The sequence below is a fragment of the Pseudomonas iridis genome (assembly GCF_017980685.1).
GTDB classification, from domain to species: domain Bacteria; phylum Pseudomonadota; class Gammaproteobacteria; order Pseudomonadales; family Pseudomonadaceae; genus Aquipseudomonas; species Aquipseudomonas iridis.
Genome location: NZ_JACXXO010000001.1, coordinates 899,252 through 917,939 on the forward strand (window position 1 = coordinate 899,252; position 18,688 = coordinate 917,939).

An 18,688-nucleotide genomic window follows, 5' to 3' on the forward strand; every position below is an offset into this window, starting at 1 on the left:
ACCCTCTTATTGTTCTGTCAGGGGGCGCACGCGCACGCCCTGTTCGAGCTGCGCCAGTTGCGCGGCGTCGTTAATGCCGAAACCGATCTGCGTGACCGCGAGCGCAGCAATCGCCGTGGCCGTACGCAGGGTTTGCTCAGGCGTGTCGGCACTTAGCAAACCATGAAGCATGCCGGCCAGCAGCGAGTCACCGGCACCGACCGTGCTGGCGACGCTGACCTTGGGCGGCGAGGCATGCAGCGCCGAGCCGACGCTGAACCAGTTCACCCCGTCGGCGCCGTGGGAGATCACCACATGGTCGATGCCCTGAGCATGCAGATGCGCCGCCGCCTGGACCTCGGCCGCGCGGGAAACCACTTCGCAACCGAGTGCATCGGCCAGCTCTTCGGTGTTCGGCTTGATCAGCCACGGCCTGGCCTGCAACGCAGCGCGCAACGCTTCGCCGCTGGTGTCGAGGGCGACTCTCAGACCGAGTTGATTCAGCCGTTCGATCAGTTCACGCAACCACTGCGCAGTCACACCACGCGGCAGACTGCCAGCGACCACCACCGCATCGTGCCCCGGTGCAATCTGCACCAGACGATCGAACAACGCCTGTTGCGCCGCAGCATCAACCATCGGCCCCGGGCCGTTGATGTCGGTGATGCGCCCGTCGCGCTCAGCGATTTTAATGTTGCTGCGCGTCTCGCCCGGTACGCGGATGAATGCGTCAACAAAACCGCGTTTGGCGAACAGCGTTTCGAATGCTTGCAGGTTGTCTTCACCCAGAAAGCCGCTGACGGTCAGTTGATGGCCAAGGTCGGCCAGCACTTGGGCAACGTTCACGCCTTTGCCGGCAGCATGGGTGTGCATTTCGTCGCTGCGGTTGACCTGACCGGCCGTCAGCACCGACAGCTCGACCGTGAGGTCCAGCGCCGGGTTGAGGGTCAGGGTAAGAATCCTGGCCATTACAGGGCCTCCACTAATGCGCGCACTTCGTTGGCGCTGCCCACGCTGAGGGCTTGTTGAGCAACGGTTTGCGCCTGGGTCAGGCTGAGTTCGCGGATGCGTGCCTTGACCTCGGCAATGCTGCGCCCGGACACACTCAGTTCATCCACACCGAGGCCGACCAGCACCGGCACCGCCAGCGGATCTGCCGCCAATTCGCCGCACACGCCCACCCATTTGCCATGGGCATGCGCCGCACGCACGGTGATGTCGATCAGTTGCAGCACCGCCGGGTGCAAGCCGTCCGCCTGTGCCGACAGCGTCGGGTGACCGCGGTCGATGGCCAGGGTGTATTGCGTCAGGTCGTTGGTGCCGACACTGAAGAAGTCGACTTCTTTGGCCAATACCGGTGCGAGCAATGCGGCGGATGGCACTTCGATCATGATCCCCAGTTGCAGATCAGCCACCGGGATTTCCAGGCGCAAGCGCTCGGTCATGTCGCGGGCCTGACGCCATTCGTCGACGCTGCCCACCATCGGGAACATGATCCGCAGCGGCCGGTTATCCGCGGCCCGCAACAAGGCGCGCAATTGCGCTTCCATGATCTGCGGACGCTGCAACGTCAGGCGAATCCCGCGAACACCGAGGAACGGGTTTTCTTCCTTGGCGATCGGCCAATACGGCAGCGGCTTGTCGCCGCCAACATCCAGCGTGCGCACCACCAGCGGCCGCCCGGCGAGGCCATCGAGGACGCGGCGATATTCGACTTCCTGCGTGGCTTCGTCCGGCGCTTGCGGGTGCGCCATGAAAATCAGTTCGGTGCGCAGCAAACCAATGCCTTCCGCGCCCTGCTCCACCGCGCTGATCACGCCAGCGCTTTCGCCGATGTTGGCGAACACTTCCACGGCGTGACCATCGGTGGTGTGCGCCGGTTGATGGCGCTGTTCGGCGGCGGCTTTAAGGCGTTGCTCGCGGGTGTCGCGTTCTTCGACGGCGCGTTGCAACGTTGCCGCATCGGCGTCGACATGCAGACGACCGCGTTGCCCGTCGAGCAGCAACCGCGTGCCCGGCGCCAGCAACAGCACTGCCGCGCCAGCGCCGACCAGCGCCGGAATGCCGAGGGCACGGGCGACGATTGCGCTGTGTGCGGTCGCGCCGCCGCGCGCGGTGAGAATCCCTGCCACGCGCGCCGGATCAAGCCGCGCGACGTCGGAGGGGCCAACCTCGTCCATCACCAGAATGTACGGCTGCTCAGGCTCGCTTGGCGTCTGCACGCCGCACAGCTGCGCCAGCACGCGACGACCGATGTCGCGCAAATCCGCCGCACGTTCGGCGAGCAAGGCGTCCTGCAGCGATTCCTGTTGTTTGGCGGCCGCTTCGATCACCGCCATCCACGCCGCTTCGGCGCTTTCACCCTGTTTGAGGCGCGTGTCGACTTCATCGGTGAGTTCCGGGTCGTCGAGCATTTCCTGGTGGGTGATGAAAATCTCGCGGATCGCTTTGGCTTTGCTGCGTTCGATCAAACCTTGAATGTCGTTGCGCACGTCGCTGAGCGCTTGCTTGAGACGCTCGCGCTCGACGGCGGCGGATTCGCCACGCAACGGGTACTCGATGGTTTGTTGCACTTGAATATGCGCCGGGCCGATGGCGATACCCGGTGCGGCGGGGATCGCGTGCAACTGAGTACCGGACGCCGGGGCGATCAGCACTTCGGCGATGTCGGCGAAGACTTCGCGCTGCTGGCTCACGGCGGGCAGCGGCTCGACTTCTTCACCGAGGCCTTCCTCGATGGCGGCGAGCAGCGCAGGCAAGGCATCGGCGGCGATGCTCGGTTCGGCGATCAGTTCCAGCACCTGACCGCGACGGGCGCCGAGGCTGAGCAATTTGCTGAGGCTTTTCACCGACACGGCGCTGTCCTCACCGTCGACGATGCGCACGCGAATCTCGCCGTCAAAACTCTTCGCCAGTTGCGCGAGGATCTTCGCCGGCCGCGCGTGCAAACCGTGGGCATTGGCCAGCGCAATACGGGCGCTCGGCCAGTCGGCCGGCAACTCACCGCCGAGCACTTCAAGGACTTTACGGCTGCTGGTGGCCCGACCCAATTCATGGCCGCGGCCTTCGATGAGCAACGCACACAGGCGTTCCAACAGGGCCTGATGCGCCTCGCCGAGACTGGCCAGACAAAACAGACCGCTCAGTGGCTGACCGAGGTAACGCATCGGTTTATCCGGGGTGACAAACGCCAGGCCCGGACGCTTCACGGTTTGCTCGCTGTGCAGCCACCACAGGCCATCGCCCAATGGCAGCGCTTCGACTTGCTGCAATACCGCGGCGAAACCGTTGCTCACGCAATCGGCCTGGCGCAGCAGCCGCGCGCCACGCCAGACCAGTTCTTCAAAATCGTCAGCGGAAACGCCGAGGCCGATCATCTGCGCGTCGAGCGCCAGTTCCTGCGGTGCGCCTTGCAGCAGTTTCAGCAGCGCTTCAGGCGAACTGGCGCGACGCAGGGCCTGGCCCAGATCGGTCTCGCCGAGTGCACGGGTGAGCAGTTGCAGCAGGCGCAAGTGTTCGTCGGATTTGGCGGCAATGCCGATGGCCAGATAAACGATCTGGCCATCGCCCCAATCGACACCCTCAGGGAACTGCATCAGGCGCACGCCGGTGGTAAACACCAGCTCGCGGGTTTCAGGAGTGCCGTGGGGAATGGCAATACCTTGACCGAGAAAGGTCGAGCCCTGGGCCTCACGCGCCTGCAATCCTGCGAGGTATCCGTCAGCGACCAGACCATCGGCCACCAGATGACTGGCCAGCAATTGCAGAGCAGCGGGTTTATCCACAGCCGATTGGCCCATGGATATCTGCTCTATAGTGAGCTCGAGCATGCGATCTCCTTTTTGGCGTTTTACGGCGCCAGGTATTGTTTTGAATTGTTTGCAGCTTAGGCGCTGTCGGCCATCCTTTTCAGGGGCAATTTTGGCGGTTTTACGGCAGAACCGGCCAAAGGCGTCTAAAACGTAGAAAATACGCTTGCTGAAACGTTTAATCTAGATTGATCGGCACGTTACTCGATAATGTCTCATCCTTGAAGTCCAACTTGTCGGATGCGCGTAGACAATAAGTTGTCTGCCCTTATCGGGTAGGATTGGCGAAAATCTCGCGGCATGCTCGAAATAACAAGGAAATCCCGAGTTGAAACTCAGTGATATCGCGCGGTTGGCCGGAGTGTCCGTGACCACCGCGAGCTACGTCATCAACGGCAAGGCCGAACAGCAACGCATCAGCACCGCGACCGTCGAGCGGGTGCGCGCGGTGGTCGATCTGCACGGCTTTACGCCCAACCCACAAGCGGCGGGACTGCGCAGCCGCCATACCCGCACGTTGGGTTTTATCCTGCCGGATCTGGAAAACCCCAGCTACGCGCGGATCGCCAAGCTGCTGGAGCAAGGTGCGCGGGCCCGCGGCTATCAGTTGCTGATCGCCAGTTCCGACGATGCGCCGGACAGCGAGCGCAAACTGCTGCAACTGTTCAAGGCGCGCCGTTGTGATGCGCTGATCGTCGCCAGTTGTCTGCCACCCGGTGATGACAGCTATCTTCAGTTGCAGGCCAAGGGGCTGCCGATCATCGCCATCGACCGGGTCATGGAGCCGGAGCATTTCTGTTCGGTGATCAGCGACGACCGCGAGGCCAGTCTGCACCTGACCCAGAGCCTGCTCGATCCGCAGCTTAAACAGATCGTGCTGCTCGGCGCGCGCCCGGAACTGAGCATCAGCCAGGAACGTGCCGCCGGTTTCAGACAGGCTCTCGTCGATTTCAAAGGCGAAGTGCTGGTCGAGCACGCCGAGTCCTTCAGTCGTGACTGCGGCAAGCAATTGATGGAAGAACTCCTGCAACGTCTGGGGCATTTGCCGGATGCGCTGGTAACCACGTCCTACGTGTTGTTGCAGGGAGTGTTCGATGCGCTGCATGACTTCCCGCTGAAATCGCGGCCGCTGCGCCTCGGCACGTTTGGTGACACGCAACTGCTCGACTTCCTGCCGCTGCCGGTCAACGCCATGGCCCAGCAGCATCAACTGATCGCCGACAAGGCGCTGGAACTGGCATTGGCCGCTGTCGAGCAGTCGCAATACCAGCCTGGCGTGCAAGCGATTGCGCGGACCTTCAAGCAGCGTATTCACCGGGATTGATCCGTGGAGCTGATCGACAGCCACACTCACCTGGACTTCCCCGACTTCGACGCAGATCGCTCGGCGCTGCTGGCCGAAAGCCGCGCCCTTGGGGTGCGGCGGATGGTGGTGCTGGGCGTCTATGAAGGGAACTGGCAGCGGGTGTGGGACCTGGTGCAGAGCGATTCGGATCTGTACGCGGCGTTCGGTTTACATCCGGTTTATCTCGATCAGCATCGTCCCGAGGATTTACCGACCCTCGGCGATTGGCTGACGCGATTGCGCGGCCATCGGCAGTTGTGTGCAGTCGGCGAGATTGGTCTGGATTACTTCATCGAAACGCTGGACCGCGAGCGGCAGCAGGCGCTGTTCGACGCGCAACTGCAACTGGCGGCGGATTTCGATTTGCCGGCGCTGATCCATGTGCGGCGCAGTCACGCGGCAGTGATTGCCACGCTCAAGCGTTTTCGTTTGAAGCGGGCCGGGATCATCCACGCGTTCGCCGGCAGCCGTGAGGAAGCACGGGAATACATCAAACTCGGTTTCAAACTCGGCCTCGGTGGCGCCCCGACCTGGCCACAGGCGTTGCGCATGCATCGGGTACTGGCGGATTTGCCACTGGATTCGATTGTGCTGGAAACCGATTCACCGGACATGGCGCCTGCAATGTTCCCGGGAGTGCGCAACAGCCCGGCGCACTTGCCGGCGATTTGCACAGCGCTCGCCGATCTGATGAATATCTCCCCTCAACAACTTGCTGCGGCCAGCACTGCCAATAGCTGCGCCGTGTTCGGCTGGTAGCTGGAAACACTTTCCCCTGTGGGAGCGAACCTGCTCGCGAAATCGGTGTGTCAGACGACGCCAATCCCGCCGACAGATTGCATTCGCGAGCAGGCTCGCTCCCACAGGTATTTGAGCGTCTCAAACGCGAAAAGCGCTGATCAGCTGTTTGAGCTCCACGACCTGGGCGGACAGTGCGCGGCTGGCGTCTTCAGTCTGGTGCGCACCTTGCGCCGTGCGCTCACCTGCGCGGTTGATCTCGACAATGTTCTGGTCAATGTCATGGGCCACCGCCGTCTGCTGCTCCACCGCAGCGGCGATTTGCTGGTTCTGATCGACGATCATTCCGACGGCGCCAAGGATGTTTTCCAGCGCCTGCTGAACCTTTTCCGACTGCCCGACCGTGCCGCTGGCCATTTGATGGCTGACACCCATCGCCTTGACCGCCGCACCCACGCCGCCGTGCAGCTTGGCGATCATCTGTTCAATTTCTTCGGTCGATTGCTGGGTGCGTTTGGCCAGCGTGCGCACTTCGTCCGCCACCACCGCAAAACCGCGTCCCTGCTCACCCGCACGCGCCGCTTCAATCGCCGCGTTGAGCGCCAGCAGGTTGGTCTGCTCGGCAATACTCTTGATCACTTCCAGAACGCGGCTGATCGCCTGGCTGTCACTGGCCAGTTGATTGATCACCAGCACTGACTGATCGATCTCGCTGGCCAACGCAGCGATGCTGCCCTGCTGCGACTCGACCAGACCACGACCGCTGATGGTTTCGTCATTCACACTGTGGGCGCTGCTCACCGCCGCTGCGGCGCTGCGCGCCACCTCAAGGGATGTCGCCGACATCTGGTTCATCGCCGTGGCCACTTGTTCGATCTGCGAGCGTTGCCCGGCAACGGCCAGATTGCTTTGCGCCGACACACTTTCCACTTGCCCGGCCTGGCGTTCGACTTCGCCAACGGTTTGCCCGACCCGTTCAATCAAGTCGTGAATCTTCTTTACCGTGCCGTTGAACACTTCGCCCAACTCGCCTAATTCATCGCGGCTGCTGGCCTTGAAGTTGACTGTCATGTCGCCAGCCGCGACCTTGTCCATCATCGCGCCGAGGCGTTTGAGTGTGGTGCGGGTCGACGCGTAGAAGCCGCCATACAGATAGAAAATCAGCACGAACACCACCGACAACGCCACAGCCTGCAAGACCATGTGCGTGCGGTTTTGCGTCAGGCGCTGCTGTAATTGCGTGTCGAGGAATTTCAGGGTGGCTTCGTTGAGCTGGTAGGTCTTGTCGATGAGCGCAGTAGTCTGGTCGTAAAACGCCTGCCACGGTGCATCGAGCGTGTCGGCCATCACCACTTGTTCTTCGAACAGTTCGCTCGCCTGCTTCAGCGAAGTCTTACTAATGTCAGCCGAAGCGCTGAGCGTTTCGTGCGCGGCTTTGCTCGAGCCGAGGGCGTCCTGCAGTTTCAAGGCGTATTCGGCCTGGAGCTTTTCGATCTGCACCAGCAACTCGTCAAAACGGGTGCTCGACGAACTGTTGAGGAAACCCTGCCCCAGTGAATACGAGCCCATGGCCCGGCCTTCACCGAGGGTTTGCGTCACAGTGGGTGTGATCAGGGTGACGAGTTCGCTGAGTTGACGGATGTCGCCCTGGTTGTCGCGGCTCAGACCGGCCTGACTGGTGATGATCTGGCTGAAAATCTGCGCACTGGCCAACAATTTGCCGATCAACGCACTTTTGCTTTGCAGGGATTTTTCCGCTTGCTGGGCCTTGAACGCAGCAATCATTTCATCGCGCTTGCCGTCGAACACCTTGATCTGTTCGGGATCGTCGGTCATTGCCGCCAAGCCTTCCAGACGTGCCAGTACGGCTTGTTCGAGAGTGGTGATCTGCGATTCGACATTGCCCGCCTTGCCGGACTGGCCGAGGGTGACGTTGATCTGCACCAGATTGTTCAGGGTTTCCAGATCGCGGCGCAGGCTCAGGCTGCTGCCGAGCAAATCAAGGCTTTGCAGCTCGACCCGGGTGCCCTGGAATTCACGATAGGAATCGCGCACCAGATAGAAATTGGTCACCAGCATCGGCACCAGAAACAGCACGCTGATCAGGCTGAACTTCATACCGAAGCTCAGACGATTCATCAGCGAGACGGCGGGATAGAGCAAGCTCTTCACTGGAAGTCTCCCTTGGTTTTTCTTGTTTTTATTGGCAGGCGCGCGGGTACAGCAGATAGCCACTATCGCGCGCCATCTCTGTATAGCTCAAATCGAAGGGAGGTTTTGTAACTTAAGGTTAACGACAAAAAAGATCGCAGCCTGCGGCAGCTCTTCCAGGAAACACAGACCCAAAAGTAGGAGCTGCCGCAGGCTGCGATCTTTTGATCTTCAGACAGGAATCAGTGAATCAATACTGTCCACAAGGCAAACCCGGCATACCACAACACCGCCGCCCGCAGCAGCAATTCCCACAGGCAATCGAGGGTGTTGACGCCTTCCGGGCCGACCGTCGGCGGCGGGATCTCTCCCGCGGCCAACCCGACCTTGTTGATCAGTTGCGCAGCGCTGATGTTCCAGTTCAGCAATTCATGCAGCATCACCCGACTGACCGCAACGAAGTTGCCGACCAAGGCAAAACTTGCCGCCAACAGACGCACCGGCACCCAGTCAAAGGCATGGCGCAGTTGCGCGGCACGTTCGACCAGCGCCGGGTTCTGCCCGTGCTCCTGGGCCAGCGCCAACAAGCGATAGGCCAATGCCGCCACCGGACCGAGCAGGAAATACCAGAAAATCACGGCGAAGAAGCTTTGATAGGCCTGCCACAACAAATGCTCCTGCACCCGATCGAGCAATTGCTCGCCGTTGTCGGCACAAATGTTCAGATCGCGCTTGGCCACATGCGCCGCGGCTTGCAGATCCTCACGCCGCCAGGCATCGCGAAACGGCCCGAGACCGCCGAGCAGGTCGCCGCGCCCCAGGCTATAAATCACCACCAGCAAATGCACCGGCAGGGCCAGCAAGCCGTACGCCACCGGCTCCAGCACCACCAGCAACAGGGCCAGCAACGCCACCGGCAGCAGCACCAGAATCGTCAGTACCAGCCATGGCTGTTTGGCCAGTCGCTCGCTGGTTTCGAGTTTGTTCAGTTCGCGAATCCATCCGCCATCGCGTTGAACCCGATGGCGCAGGGCCGAGAATTTCTCGATCCAGAGCGCCAGCAGTAACACCAGAAAACTCATTGTCCTTCCTCTTGTGCCAGGGCCGCGCGGTAACGCGCCCAGTCGAATGCCGGGCCAGGATCGGTCTTGCGCCCGGGTGCAATGTCGCTGTGCCCGCAAATGCGGGCGCCGGTGATAGCCGGAAATGCTGTCTGCAACTGACGGGTCAGCGCCGTCAACGCCTGATACTGCGCATCGGTGAACGGCAGATCATCAGTGCCTTCGAGCTCAATGCCCACGGAAAAATCGTTACAGGTTTCGCGCCCTTCAAAAATCGACACGCCTGCATGCCACGCCCGCTCAAGACAGGAGACAAACTGGGTGACCTTGCCGTCACGTTCAATCAGAAAATGCGCCGAGACCCGTAAGTCGGCAATCCCTGCAAAGTAGGGATGTTCGGTGACATCCAGACGATTCTGGAAAAATTCCTGCACCTTGCCGGTGGCGAACTGCGCCGGCGGCAGGCTGATGTTGTGGATAACCAACAGGGAGATTTCGCCCGCAGGGCGCTCATTGAAGTTGGGCGATGGGCAAGTCTGCACCCCGTGACACCACCCGCTAGCGGGATCCAACTGCATACCGATTCCTTCAACGCCGACTGTGTTGGCGCCCAGTATGCCGTGATCGGCCCCCGGCGCGCGATCACTTGGCGCGATTGAGTCGCCGCAGATTGCCCAACACCGACTCCAGCGCCCGATCAAACAACAAGGTGTCGTCCAGCGCGCGCACCGCACCACGCTGGAACTCAAGAGCCAGGCCGATGCGACTGCGCTCCAGCACTTTCATGCCGGTACGGTCGACAAACACGTACTTGCCCGTCGCTTCTATGATTGCCGCGAGCTTGCAGCGCAGGGTGTTTTCCTCGTCCTCCTGAAACGCAACCCAACTGCCCAGGTGCAATTGAGCCACCTGCTGCAGGCCAACGTCGTGATGGGACAGACGCGCCGAGGCTAGCGCCGTTTCACCCTCTTGCGCCATTGGCAAGACGATCTGCCGCGACACCTCGATCATCGCCGGCGCTTCGGCCTGAGCAGATCCACCGGTACGCTCGAGCACGCGCACATGCAGCGTTTCCAGCTCAGAGAAAAATTCGCTGGTGGCAAACGGATCGAATGCGCAGCGGGTCAGGCCATCGCGCAGCGACTTGAGCAAACCCGGCACCAGCGCCAGCAGACGCATGCCAGCCTCAGCATCGTCGTGACGCTGAACGCTCCAGATGAGTTGCTCCATGGTCTGCGCATCAGCTTGCCATTCGGCGGACTGGTCGCCATGTTTGAGGCAGGTCAGCAGCAACACCTTGCTCCAGGCATCCTGCACGAAGGTCACCACCGACGGCGGCAAGACTTTGCCCAACAGTGCCAGATTCAACGCATGCTCGACGCGTCGCCGCGCCAGCTCGGTTTTCGCCCGCCCCTCTTCCGCATCGCGCAGACGTTGTTCGAGGAGTTCGCTGCGCCGACGCTGATCACTGGTGAAAGCGAGGAAATCCGCCAACAGTTCGGAGAATATCGCCGGATCATCGACAAAATCGGTCAGCAGGCGCTGCACCACTTGTTCGATGCGCAGATACAGACTGTCGCGCGCATCGCTGTCGCAATCCCCCCAGCCCATGGCCGCATCGGCAATTTCATTGAGCAGACGCCGCGCCGGGTGGCTGCTGCGACTGAAGAAACTCTTGTCGAGTACCGCGACCTTGAGCATCGGAATCTGCAATCGTGCGATCAAGGCCTTGAGCGAGTCCGGCAGATTGCGGTCTTCGAGGATGCAGTCGAAGACCATGGCGATCAGGTTGATCACATCCTCATCAGCGCCTCCGACGATCCGCGACTTGCCCGTTCTGACGCTGACCCGCGTCAGCAGTTGTTCGAGCTGGTTACGCAGGTCGAAATCGTCCTGCGCCGCCAGCGCCGGCACATATTGCTGCAAATGCGAGAGCAGGCGCAGCAGGTCGCGCGTGCTGATCGGCTGGGCGCAGGCGCCTGATTCGAGGCTCGGCGCAACACTGCCGCGCACGTTCAGCAGCAACGCCTGCAACGCAGCGAAAACTTCCTGGACACTCTCGTCCGCCGCTACAGGCTCGGCGCTTTCTTCGCGACTGATACTGGCCGCCGCACGATCAATCGCGCGTCGCGCCGGGGCCGGTTTCAACTCAGGCAACACGCCGGTGGCGCTGAGCAGCTGATTGGCTTCGGCATATAACTGTTCGGTGTCGGCCAGTACATAGCGCTCGAACAGCTTGAGCAGGATCAGTTTGACCTTGATCTCAACGCCCAGATTACGGCCGGCCTGCAAAAAGAACTCACAGAGCAGCGCCGGGCCGAGGGGGTTGTGTTGATCGGCAAAGGAATTATCCAGCAATGCGTTGAGGCGCGCGGTCAGTTGCCCCAAGGCGAAGCCATCACGCTTGAGCACGCGGCCGACCATGGTCTCCACGGCGACGGTGCGTTCCATGTCGTCGGTGCGCGGCGCGCAGTCTTCGAACAGCAACGGGTGCGCCAGCGTGTTGTACGCGGGTTGGTATTGAGTGAGACCGACAAAGGCTTCGAAGAACTGCTCGAGAAAGCCGCGCTCGATGTTTTTGCGTTTGAGGCGCAAGTCGCGCATCGCTTCAAAAAAGATGTTCTGCTCGACGTCGTTGCGTGCCCGGTCAGCCATTTCGAACAGGGTGTCGTCGGCATCATCGAACAGCTCCTGCAACCCATGGCGCAGTTGCTGGGCAGCCTTGTCGCGAACCTGAAGCAGAATCACAGGCAGGCGGGCGAGCGGCGAGTGATTCGCCTGATCGGCAGACGCCTTGTACAAAGGCACCACTTTCCCGTCGTTGTGCATCCAAGCCTCCTGAAACGGTGATTCTTTCGGTGAGTCAGGACACCGCCCCTGTGGGAGCGAGCTTGCTCGCGAAGGCGATCTGTCGGTGACATCGCGGGTGAATAACACCCGACATTCGCGAGCAAGCTCGCTCCAACAGGGTTCAACCCTTCAGCAAAAAAAGACGTCAACCCTATGACGTCAAATACAAGGCGGATTATCTTGCAAAAGATGTCGCCAGCGCCATAGGCGTCAGGGTTTCCCCTATGCCCGTCCAGCCACCCTCAACTGACCACGCCCCACTGGGGTTTGCTCAAAGAAATCGACCAGCTGCGGCCAGGCACGCAAGTTCTTGCCTTGGGTTGGCTCGCGCCATGCCCCTATAATCGAATCACTTTGTTTGTGGAGCCCGTTATGCCGAATCTACGTCTCGCCGATTTGACCGCCGAAATCGAAGCCAACGTGCGCCGTGCGTTGCTCGAAGACATCGGCAGCGGCGACATCACCGCGCAACTGATCCCGGCCGAACGTCTGGCCAAAGCCACCATCATCACTCGCGACGACGCCGTTATCTGCGGCACGGCATGGGTCGACGCGGTGTTTCGCCAGCTCGATCCACGGGTGGCGGTGCATTGGCAGGTAATCGATGGCGAGCGGGTCAAACCCAATCAGCCACTGTTTCATCTGGAGGGCCCGGCCCGTTCGCTATTGACCGGTGAACGCAGCGCCTTGAACTTCCTGCAATTGCTTTCCGGTGTGGCGACTCGCGCGCAGTATTTGGCAGACTTCGTGGGCGAGACTCAGGTCAAGCTGCTCGACACCCGCAAAACCCTGCCAGGCCTGCGTCTGGCGCAGAAATACGCCGTGACCTGTGGCGGCTGCCACAACCACCGCATCGGCCTGTACGACGCGTTTCTGATCAAGGAAAACCACATCGCTGCCAGCGGTGGCATCGCGCAAGCCATTGCCGCCGCGCACAAGATTGCCCCGGGCAAACCTGTGGAAATCGAAGTGGAAAGTCTGCAAGAGCTGAAGGAGGCGCTGGAGGCCGGTGCCGACATCATCATGCTCGACGAATTGAGCCTGGACGACATGCGCGAAGCCGTGCGCCTGAACGGCGGCAAGGCAAAACTGGAGGCCAGCGGCGGCATCAACGAAAACACGCTGCTGCCGATCGCCGAAACCGGGGTGGATTACATCTCGATTGGCGCGATGACCAAGGATGTGAAGGCGGTGGACCTGTCGATGCGTCTCAGCCTTTAAACAGCAGCGGCAAGTCCAGAGCTGCAAGCTGCAAGCCAAAGCTGTACCGCTTTGACTTGTCGCTTGCGGCTTGGAGCTAGTAGTTCTCGTCAAACGACGAGATTGTTCATCTCGCAGTACTCTTCCCACTCGACGCCGAGCACTTCAGCCGCCTCCTTGTGCAGAACAAGGCGCTGGGCCTCGAACTCCTCCGGCGTGCTTGTGTACTTGAGCGTCAGCTCCCACGGCTGCAAGCCCTGGGATTCAGCTTCGTCTTCGAACGCCCACTGGATCTGATCTTTCTGATCATCGGCACTCAAGTCCTTGATCTCCTCCTTCAGATCGGGCACGTCCAGAATGTACTTTTCCAGCGCTTGTTCGTGGCGTTGCTCTTGAGTTAATTCGGTCATGTCGTTCTCGCTGATCATAGGAATGGAAGATGGATCTGGATCATCAAGGATCTCTCTGACGCGGATTGTCCGGCCTTCGGAACCATTCGGGATCATCTGAAAACTGCAGGGCGATGCTCATGCAGGCACCGAATATAGGACGTTTGCATGAGGAATTACACGGCTCTTTACATCTCTCTCAAAAAAAGCTGACCTGCGGAACATAAATGCCGATTCCAAGTCGTAGCGATGTGCCACTTCGGCACTCATCCGCTGTTCACAAGGAAAACCAGTGATGCGCAGCTTTTTGAAAATTTCTTCTATTGTGTCCACGACTGCTCTGATCGCCGCTCTGGCGTTGCCGGCAAGCGCAATGGCTGTTGAGTTGAGCAACAGCAGCCCGTCCTATGGCGACAAGGTTCCTCTGATTCACAACGATTACGGCAAAGATGTCGTCATCCGAAGTGACATCAGCATCGATGAACTGAAAAAGATGCGTGACACCGTCAGCGACCAATCGCGCCAGATCGAAGAGCTCAAGCGCAGCAGCGGCTCCAGCTCCAGCTCCAGCGGCAAGGAAATCGACGAGTTGAAGAACAAGGTCAAAGAACAGGATCGTGAATTGGATACTCTCGGCCGCCAGGTTGAAGAGCTCAAGCGCAACAGTGGCTCAAGCTCCAATTCGAGCAGCAGTGAAATTTCAAACCTGAAGCAGAAGATCAACGATCAGGACCGAGCAATGGACCAGCTCAAACGTACCGTCGAGGATCTGAGCCGCAAGGTGAAATAAAGGGGATCGTGCCCGAGACAGGAATCGAACCTGCGACCTTCGCGTTACGAGTGCGCTGCTCTACCGGCTGAGCTACACGGGCGGTGGGATAAAACTAGCACCGGTTTTCACAAACGCAAAGTTCGCAGCGCCTGCACGGCTCACCGCAAGCTGCGATTTTTTATGGTTTTCCACAGACAAAAAAATGCCCCGCCGTTTTCACGGCGGGGCATTTTTATTGCGCTAAAGCTTTGGGGTGATTAAACGCCCGAAGCCTTGGCCGCTGCCACGTCTTTGATGGACAGCTTGATACGGCCGCGGTTGTCCACGTCCAGTACCAGTACTTCCACTTCCTGGCCTTCTTTCAGGATGTCGGTCACTTTCTCAACGCGAGCGTCGCTCAGCATCGAGATGTGAACCAGACCGTCCTTGCCCGGCAGGATGTTGACGAATGCGCCGAAGTCGACGATGCGCTCAACCTTGCCGACGTAGATCTTGCCGATCTCGGCTTCAGCGGTGATGCCCAGAACGCGCTGACGTGCAGCTTCAGCAGCTTCCTTGGTTTCGCCGAAGATCTTGATCGAACCGTCGTCTTCGATGTCGATCGAAGCCTTGGTTTCTTCGCAGATCGCACGGATGGTCGCGCCACCTTTACCGATAACATCACGGATCTTGTCGGTGTCGATTTTCATCGCGATCATGGTCGGAGCATTTTCCGACAGCTCGTTACGCGACTGACCAATGATCTGGTTCATCTGGCCGAGGATGTTCAGGCGCGCTTCCAGGGCTTGGCCCAGAGCGATTTCCATGATCTCTTCGGTGATGCCCTTGATCTTGATGTCCATCTGCAGCGCGGTCACACCTTTGGCGGTACCCGCTACTTTGAAGTCCATGTCGCCCAGGTGGTCTTCGTCACCGAGGATGTCGGTCAGGATGGCGAACTTCTCGCCTTCTTTAACCAGACCCATGGCGATACCGGCAACCGGCGCCTTCATCGGCACACCGGCGTCCATCAGAGCCAGGGAAGCGCCGCACACGGAAGCCATCGAGCTCGAACCGTTCGATTCGGTGATTTCCGAGACAACACGGATGGTGTACGGGAACACGTCAGCGGCAGGCAGCATGGCGGCAATCGAACGACGGGCCAGACGGCCGTGACCGATTTCGCGACGACCAGCACCACCCATGCGACCACACTCGCCCACCGAGAACGGAGGGAAGTTGTAGTGCAGCATGAACGGGTCTTTTTTCTCGCCTTCCAGGGTGTCCAGCAGTTGTGCGTCACGGGCAGTACCCAGAGTCGCGACTACCAGAGCCTGGGTTTCACCACGGGTGAACAAAGCCGAACCGTGAGTCTTCGGCAGAACGCCGACTTCGATGTTCAGCGGACGTACGGTTTTGGTGTCGCGACCGTCGATACGTGGCTTGCCGTTTACGATGTTTTCGCGAACGGTGCGGTATTCGATTTCGCCGAAAGCAGCTTTGACGTCGCTGGACGAAGGCTGGCCTTCTTCACCGGACAGCTTGGCCACAACCTGATCCTTCAACTCGCCCAGGCGAGCATAACGGTCGGCCTTGACTGTGATGGTGTAGGCGTCGGAGATCGCAGTGCCGAACTCGGAGCGGATAGCGCCCAGCAGTTCAGTCGCTTCGGCTTGTGGAGCCCAGGCCCAGGTAGGCTTGGCAGCTTCAGCAGCCAGTTCTTTAACAGCGTTGATCACAACCTGAAACTCGTCGTGAGCAAACAGTACAGCGCCCAGCATCTGGTCTTCGGTCAGCTCTTTGGCTTCCGATTCAACCATCAACACGGCTTCCGAGGTACCGGCAACGACCATGTCCAGGCTCGATGCTTTCTGCTGCTCGTAAGTCGGGTTCAGCAGGTAGCCGGTGCTTTCGTGGAAAGCAACGCGAGCGGCGCCGATCGGACCGTCGAACGGGATGCCCGAGATGGCCAGGGCAGCCGAAGTACCGATCATCGCAGCGACGTCCGGATCGGTCTTTTTGCTGGTGGAAACGACGGTGCAGACAACCTGCACTTCGTTCATGAAACCTTCTGGGAACAGCGGACGGATCGGACGGTCGATCAGTCGGGAAGTCAGGGTTTCTTTCTCGGAAGGACGGCCTTCGCGCTTGAAGAAACCGCCAGGGATCTTACCGGCAGCGTAAGTCTTTTCCTGGTAGTGAACGGAAAGAGGGAAGAAGCCTTTGCTTGGGTCTGCGTGCTTGGCGCCAACAACGGTCACCAGTACGGTCACGTCGTCATCAACAGTAACCAGCACTGCGCCGGAGGCTTGACGGGCAATACGGCCTGTCTCGAGGGTAACGGTCGACTGACCGAACTGGAATTTTTTGATTACCGGGTTCACGGTGTCCTACCTTCTTTGTGGCTCTTGGGGAACTGGTTTCTTGCGAAATTCTTGGGCAATGCCGGGAATCGGCCCGACGCCTGTCCAGGGTAAAACGTGTATCCAGATAAAACTTGAGGCTGGGAGCCTGCCGGAAGCCCGCGGAAAACCGCGGACGTCTGACAAACAACCAACCTCAGAGCGCAATCGCTTATTAGCGACGCAGACCCAGGCGACCGATAAGAGTCTGATAACGACCCAGATCCTTGCCTTTCAGGTAGTCCAGCAGCTTGCGACGCTGGTTTACCATGCGGATCAGACCACGACGGGAGTGGTGATCTTTACCGTTGGCCTTGAAGTGACCCTGCAGCTTGTTGATGTTGTGGGTCAGCAGTGCAACTTGCACTTCTGGCGAACCAGTGTCACCAACAGCTTGCTGGTAGTCAGCAACGATTTGAGCTTTTTCTTGAACGTCGAGAGCCATGAGGCAATCCTTTTATCAGGAAACTGTTTCAGAGAAACAGCTTCAACAGGCCAGGGACAAATCCCTGTATCTATAAATGAGTCGTGACCGTGCCTGTTAACAGCCACACTCGCCAGCCTGCTGTTACACAGGCTGGTTTCGGTCATTCTGACCGAATCAAACGACGTGGCGCGATGCGCCCGTCTTCGCTCACTTCACCGATGCCGATGAAGCGACCATTGTGATCCTGTACCCGCACCATGCCGAACTTCGGAGCATCCGGGGCACGTACCGGCTGGCCGTTGAGCCAGTAGAACGCGCTCGCTTCCGAGAAGTGCAGCAGCGGCCAATCCAGCAAGCCGCTGTCCGATGGCATCAGGAAGCGGTCGACCGCTTCGTTGCCGCCTTCGGCATGTACCGCTTCAAGCTCTTCGAGGGTAACGGTCTGCGCCAGAGTGAAAGGCCCGGCCTGGGTACGACGCAATTCTGCGACGTACGCACCACAACCGAGTTGCTCACCAATATCCTCCACCAGGGTGCGGATATAGGTGCCCTTGCTGCAATCCACCGCAAGCCGCGCAGTATCGCCTTCGAAGGCCAGTAATTCCAAGCGCGCAATAGTAACAGAACGCGGTTCACGCTCCACTACTTCGCCTGCACGTGCCAGCTTGTACAGCGGCTGGCCATCACGCTTGAGCGCTGAGTACATCGGCGGTATCTGACTGATTTGGCCGCGAAAATTCGGCAACGCAGCCTCGACATCGGCGCGACCAACGGTCACCGGGCGCTCCTGCAAAACCTCACCTTCGGCATCCGCCGTGGTGGTGGTCTTGCCCAACTGCGCCAGGGTTTCATAACCCTTGTCGGAATCGAGCAGGTACTGCGAGAACTTGGTGGCCTCACCGAAGCACAGCGGCAGTACACCGGTGGCCAGTGGGTCGAGACTACCAGTATGCCCGGCTTTCTCGGCGTTGAGCAGCCAGCGAACCTTCTGCAGCGCGGCGTTTGAGGTGAACCCCAGCGGCTTGTCGAGCAGGATGATGCCGCTGACGTTACGACGGATACGTTTGACCTGAGCCACCGAGTTACTCCTTGGTGTCTTCAGGTGCTGGAACGACAACGTGCTGATTGTCTTCAGCAACAGCGCGCTCGATCAGCGCCGACAGGTGCGCACCACGGACAACGGATTCGTCGTAGTGGAAGTGCAATTGCGGCACGCTGCGCAGCTTCATTTCGCGGGCCAGTTGCATACGCAGGAAACCTGCGGCGGCATTCAGTACCTTGATGCTTTGCGCGATGTCTTCTGCGTTGTCCTGCCCCATCACGGTGATGAAAATCTTGGCGTGACCGACGTCACGGCTGACTTCCACTGCGGTAATAGTCACCAGGCCGACGCGCGGATCTTTGACTTCACGACGGATCAGCTGGGCCAGCTCACGCTGCATCTGATCGCCGATACGTTGGGTACGGCTGTATTCTTTTGCCATGATTTGTTACCTGTTACTGCCCCACGGTGAAACCCGCAAGGTCTGAAAGCGGCAAACGCCCGGCCTGACAAAAGCCAGACCGGGCGTTGCGTTTAGAGTCCT

General features: G+C 59.7%; 15 protein-coding genes and 1 tRNA gene. 4 read left to right on the forward strand and 12 right to left on the reverse strand.

Annotated elements, in window-relative coordinates; all coding sequences use genetic code 11:
• Positions 1 to 6: 6 nt before the first annotated feature.
• Together pfkB and ptsP are read right to left on the reverse strand one after the other, a co-directional pair.
• The gene (gene pfkB / locus IEQ42_RS04190) at positions 7 to 948 is read right to left on the reverse strand and encodes a 1-phosphofructokinase (protein WP_210702646.1); all 942 of its coding nucleotides are present in this window, start codon (positions 946 to 948) and stop codon (positions 7 to 9) included.
• Complete coding sequence (gene ptsP, locus IEQ42_RS04195; RefSeq protein ID WP_210702647.1) at positions 948 to 3,809, reverse strand: phosphoenolpyruvate--protein phosphotransferase; 2,862 nt, start codon at positions 3,807 to 3,809, stop codon at positions 948 to 950. Before ptsP ends, pfkB begins: the two co-directional genes overlap by 1 nt.
• A gap of 307 nt (positions 3,810 to 4,116) precedes the next feature.
• On the opposite strand from ptsP, the gene cra reads away from it, so the two are divergent.
• Both cra and IEQ42_RS04205 read left to right on the forward strand, forming a co-directional pair.
• Entirely contained in the window at positions 4,117 to 5,112 is a 996-nt protein-coding gene (gene cra / locus IEQ42_RS04200) for a catabolite repressor/activator (protein WP_150604081.1), read from the forward strand.
• Positions 5,113 to 5,115: 3 nt separating this feature from the next.
• A complete protein-coding gene (locus tag IEQ42_RS04205; protein WP_210702648.1) occupies positions 5,116 to 5,892 on the forward strand; it encodes a TatD family hydrolase in 777 nt (258 codons plus the stop codon).
• 120 nt (positions 5,893 to 6,012) lie between these two features.
• On the opposite strand, the gene IEQ42_RS04210 is transcribed toward IEQ42_RS04205, so the two are convergent.
• From IEQ42_RS04210 to IEQ42_RS04225, 4 genes are all read right to left on the reverse strand, one after another.
• Positions 6,013 to 8,043, reverse strand: a complete 2,031-nt coding sequence (locus IEQ42_RS04210) for a methyl-accepting chemotaxis protein (RefSeq protein ID WP_210702649.1) — start codon at positions 8,041 to 8,043, stop codon at positions 6,013 to 6,015.
• A gap of 221 nt (positions 8,044 to 8,264) precedes the next feature.
• Entirely contained in the window at positions 8,265 to 9,104 is an 840-nt protein-coding gene (gene ampE, locus IEQ42_RS04215; RefSeq protein WP_210702650.1) for a regulatory signaling modulator protein AmpE, read from the reverse strand.
• Positions 9,101 to 9,661 (reverse strand): 1,6-anhydro-N-acetylmuramyl-L-alanine amidase AmpD, encoded by a 561-nt coding sequence (gene ampD, locus IEQ42_RS04220; RefSeq protein WP_042557602.1) that lies wholly within the window; start codon positions 9,659 to 9,661, stop codon positions 9,101 to 9,103. Before ampD ends, ampE begins: the two co-directional genes overlap by 4 nt.
• Before the next feature lie 64 nt (positions 9,662 to 9,725).
• Complete coding sequence (locus tag IEQ42_RS04225; protein ID WP_210702651.1) at positions 9,726 to 11,912, reverse strand: DUF1631 domain-containing protein; 2,187 nt, start codon at positions 11,910 to 11,912, stop codon at positions 9,726 to 9,728.
• A gap of 393 nt (positions 11,913 to 12,305) precedes the next feature.
• On the opposite strand from IEQ42_RS04225, the gene nadC reads away from it, so the two are divergent.
• A complete protein-coding gene (gene nadC, locus IEQ42_RS04230; protein ID WP_042557600.1) occupies positions 12,306 to 13,154 on the forward strand; it encodes a carboxylating nicotinate-nucleotide diphosphorylase in 849 nt (282 codons plus the stop codon).
• Positions 13,155 to 13,243: 89 nt separating this feature from the next.
• Here the strand turns inward: nadC and IEQ42_RS04235 are convergent, their stop codons facing one another.
• The gene (locus IEQ42_RS04235) at positions 13,244 to 13,543 is read right to left on the reverse strand and encodes a DUF6388 family protein (RefSeq protein ID WP_042561953.1); all 300 of its coding nucleotides are present in this window, start codon (positions 13,541 to 13,543) and stop codon (positions 13,244 to 13,246) included.
• Positions 13,544 to 13,817: 274 nt separating this feature from the next.
• On the opposite strand from IEQ42_RS04235, the gene IEQ42_RS04240 reads away from it, so the two are divergent.
• Positions 13,818 to 14,312, forward strand: a complete 495-nt coding sequence (locus IEQ42_RS04240; RefSeq protein ID WP_210702652.1) for a hypothetical protein — start codon at positions 13,818 to 13,820, stop codon at positions 14,310 to 14,312.
• A gap of 9 nt (positions 14,313 to 14,321) precedes the next feature.
• Here IEQ42_RS04240 and IEQ42_RS04245 read toward each other — a convergent pair.
• The 5 genes from IEQ42_RS04245 to rbfA form a co-directional block, all read right to left on the reverse strand.
• Positions 14,322 to 14,394: transfer RNA gene (locus IEQ42_RS04245), tRNA-Thr, on the reverse strand.
• A gap of 157 nt (positions 14,395 to 14,551) precedes the next feature.
• The gene (gene pnp, locus IEQ42_RS04250) at positions 14,552 to 16,657 is read right to left on the reverse strand and encodes a polyribonucleotide nucleotidyltransferase (protein WP_042557598.1); all 2,106 of its coding nucleotides are present in this window, start codon (positions 16,655 to 16,657) and stop codon (positions 14,552 to 14,554) included.
• 193 nt (positions 16,658 to 16,850) lie between these two features.
• Positions 16,851 to 17,120 (reverse strand): 30S ribosomal protein S15, encoded by a 270-nt coding sequence (gene rpsO, locus IEQ42_RS04255; RefSeq protein ID WP_003177875.1) that lies wholly within the window; start codon positions 17,118 to 17,120, stop codon positions 16,851 to 16,853.
• 142 nt (positions 17,121 to 17,262) lie between these two features.
• Positions 17,263 to 18,180 carry a tRNA pseudouridine(55) synthase TruB gene (gene truB, locus IEQ42_RS04260; RefSeq protein WP_042557597.1) on the reverse strand — a complete coding sequence of 306 codons (918 nt, stop codon included), beginning with the start codon at positions 18,178 to 18,180 and terminating at the stop codon, positions 17,263 to 17,265.
• 4 nt (positions 18,181 to 18,184) lie between these two features.
• Positions 18,185 to 18,586, reverse strand: a complete 402-nt coding sequence (gene rbfA, locus IEQ42_RS04265) for a 30S ribosome-binding factor RbfA (protein ID WP_042557596.1) — start codon at positions 18,584 to 18,586, stop codon at positions 18,185 to 18,187.
• Between the last annotated feature and the right edge of the window lie 102 nt (positions 18,587 to 18,688).

What these genes read in the sequence shown, in the direction of transcription:
- pfkB (WP_210702646.1), bottom strand. Translation starts at nt 948, where the DNA reads ATGGCCAGGATTCTTACCCTGACCCTCAACCCGGCGCTGGACCTCACG.
- ptsP (WP_210702647.1), bottom strand. Translation starts at nt 3,809, where the DNA reads ATGCTCGAGCTCACTATAGAGCAGATATCCATGGGCCAATCGGCTGTG.
- ampE (WP_210702650.1), bottom strand. Translation starts at nt 9,104, where the DNA reads ATGAGTTTTCTGGTGTTACTGCTGGCGCTCTGGATCGAGAAATTCTCG.
- ampD (WP_042557602.1), bottom strand. Translation starts at nt 9,661, where the DNA reads ATGCAGTTGGATCCCGCTAGCGGGTGGTGTCACGGGGTGCAGACTTGC.
- IEQ42_RS04225 (WP_210702651.1), bottom strand. Translation starts at nt 11,912, where the DNA reads ATGCACAACGACGGGAAAGTGGTGCCTTTGTACAAGGCGTCTGCCGAT.
- nadC (WP_042557600.1), top strand. Translation starts at nt 12,306, where the DNA reads ATGCCGAATCTACGTCTCGCCGATTTGACCGCCGAAATCGAAGCCAAC.
- IEQ42_RS04235 (WP_042561953.1), bottom strand. Translation starts at nt 13,543, where the DNA reads ATGACCGAATTAACTCAAGAGCAACGCCACGAACAAGCGCTGGAAAAG.
- IEQ42_RS04240 (WP_210702652.1), top strand. Translation starts at nt 13,818, where the DNA reads ATGCGCAGCTTTTTGAAAATTTCTTCTATTGTGTCCACGACTGCTCTG.
- rpsO (WP_003177875.1), bottom strand. Translation starts at nt 17,120, where the DNA reads ATGGCTCTCGACGTTCAAGAAAAAGCTCAAATCGTTGCTGACTACCAG.
- rbfA (WP_042557596.1), bottom strand. Translation starts at nt 18,586, where the DNA reads ATGGCAAAAGAATACAGCCGTACCCAACGTATCGGCGATCAGATGCAG.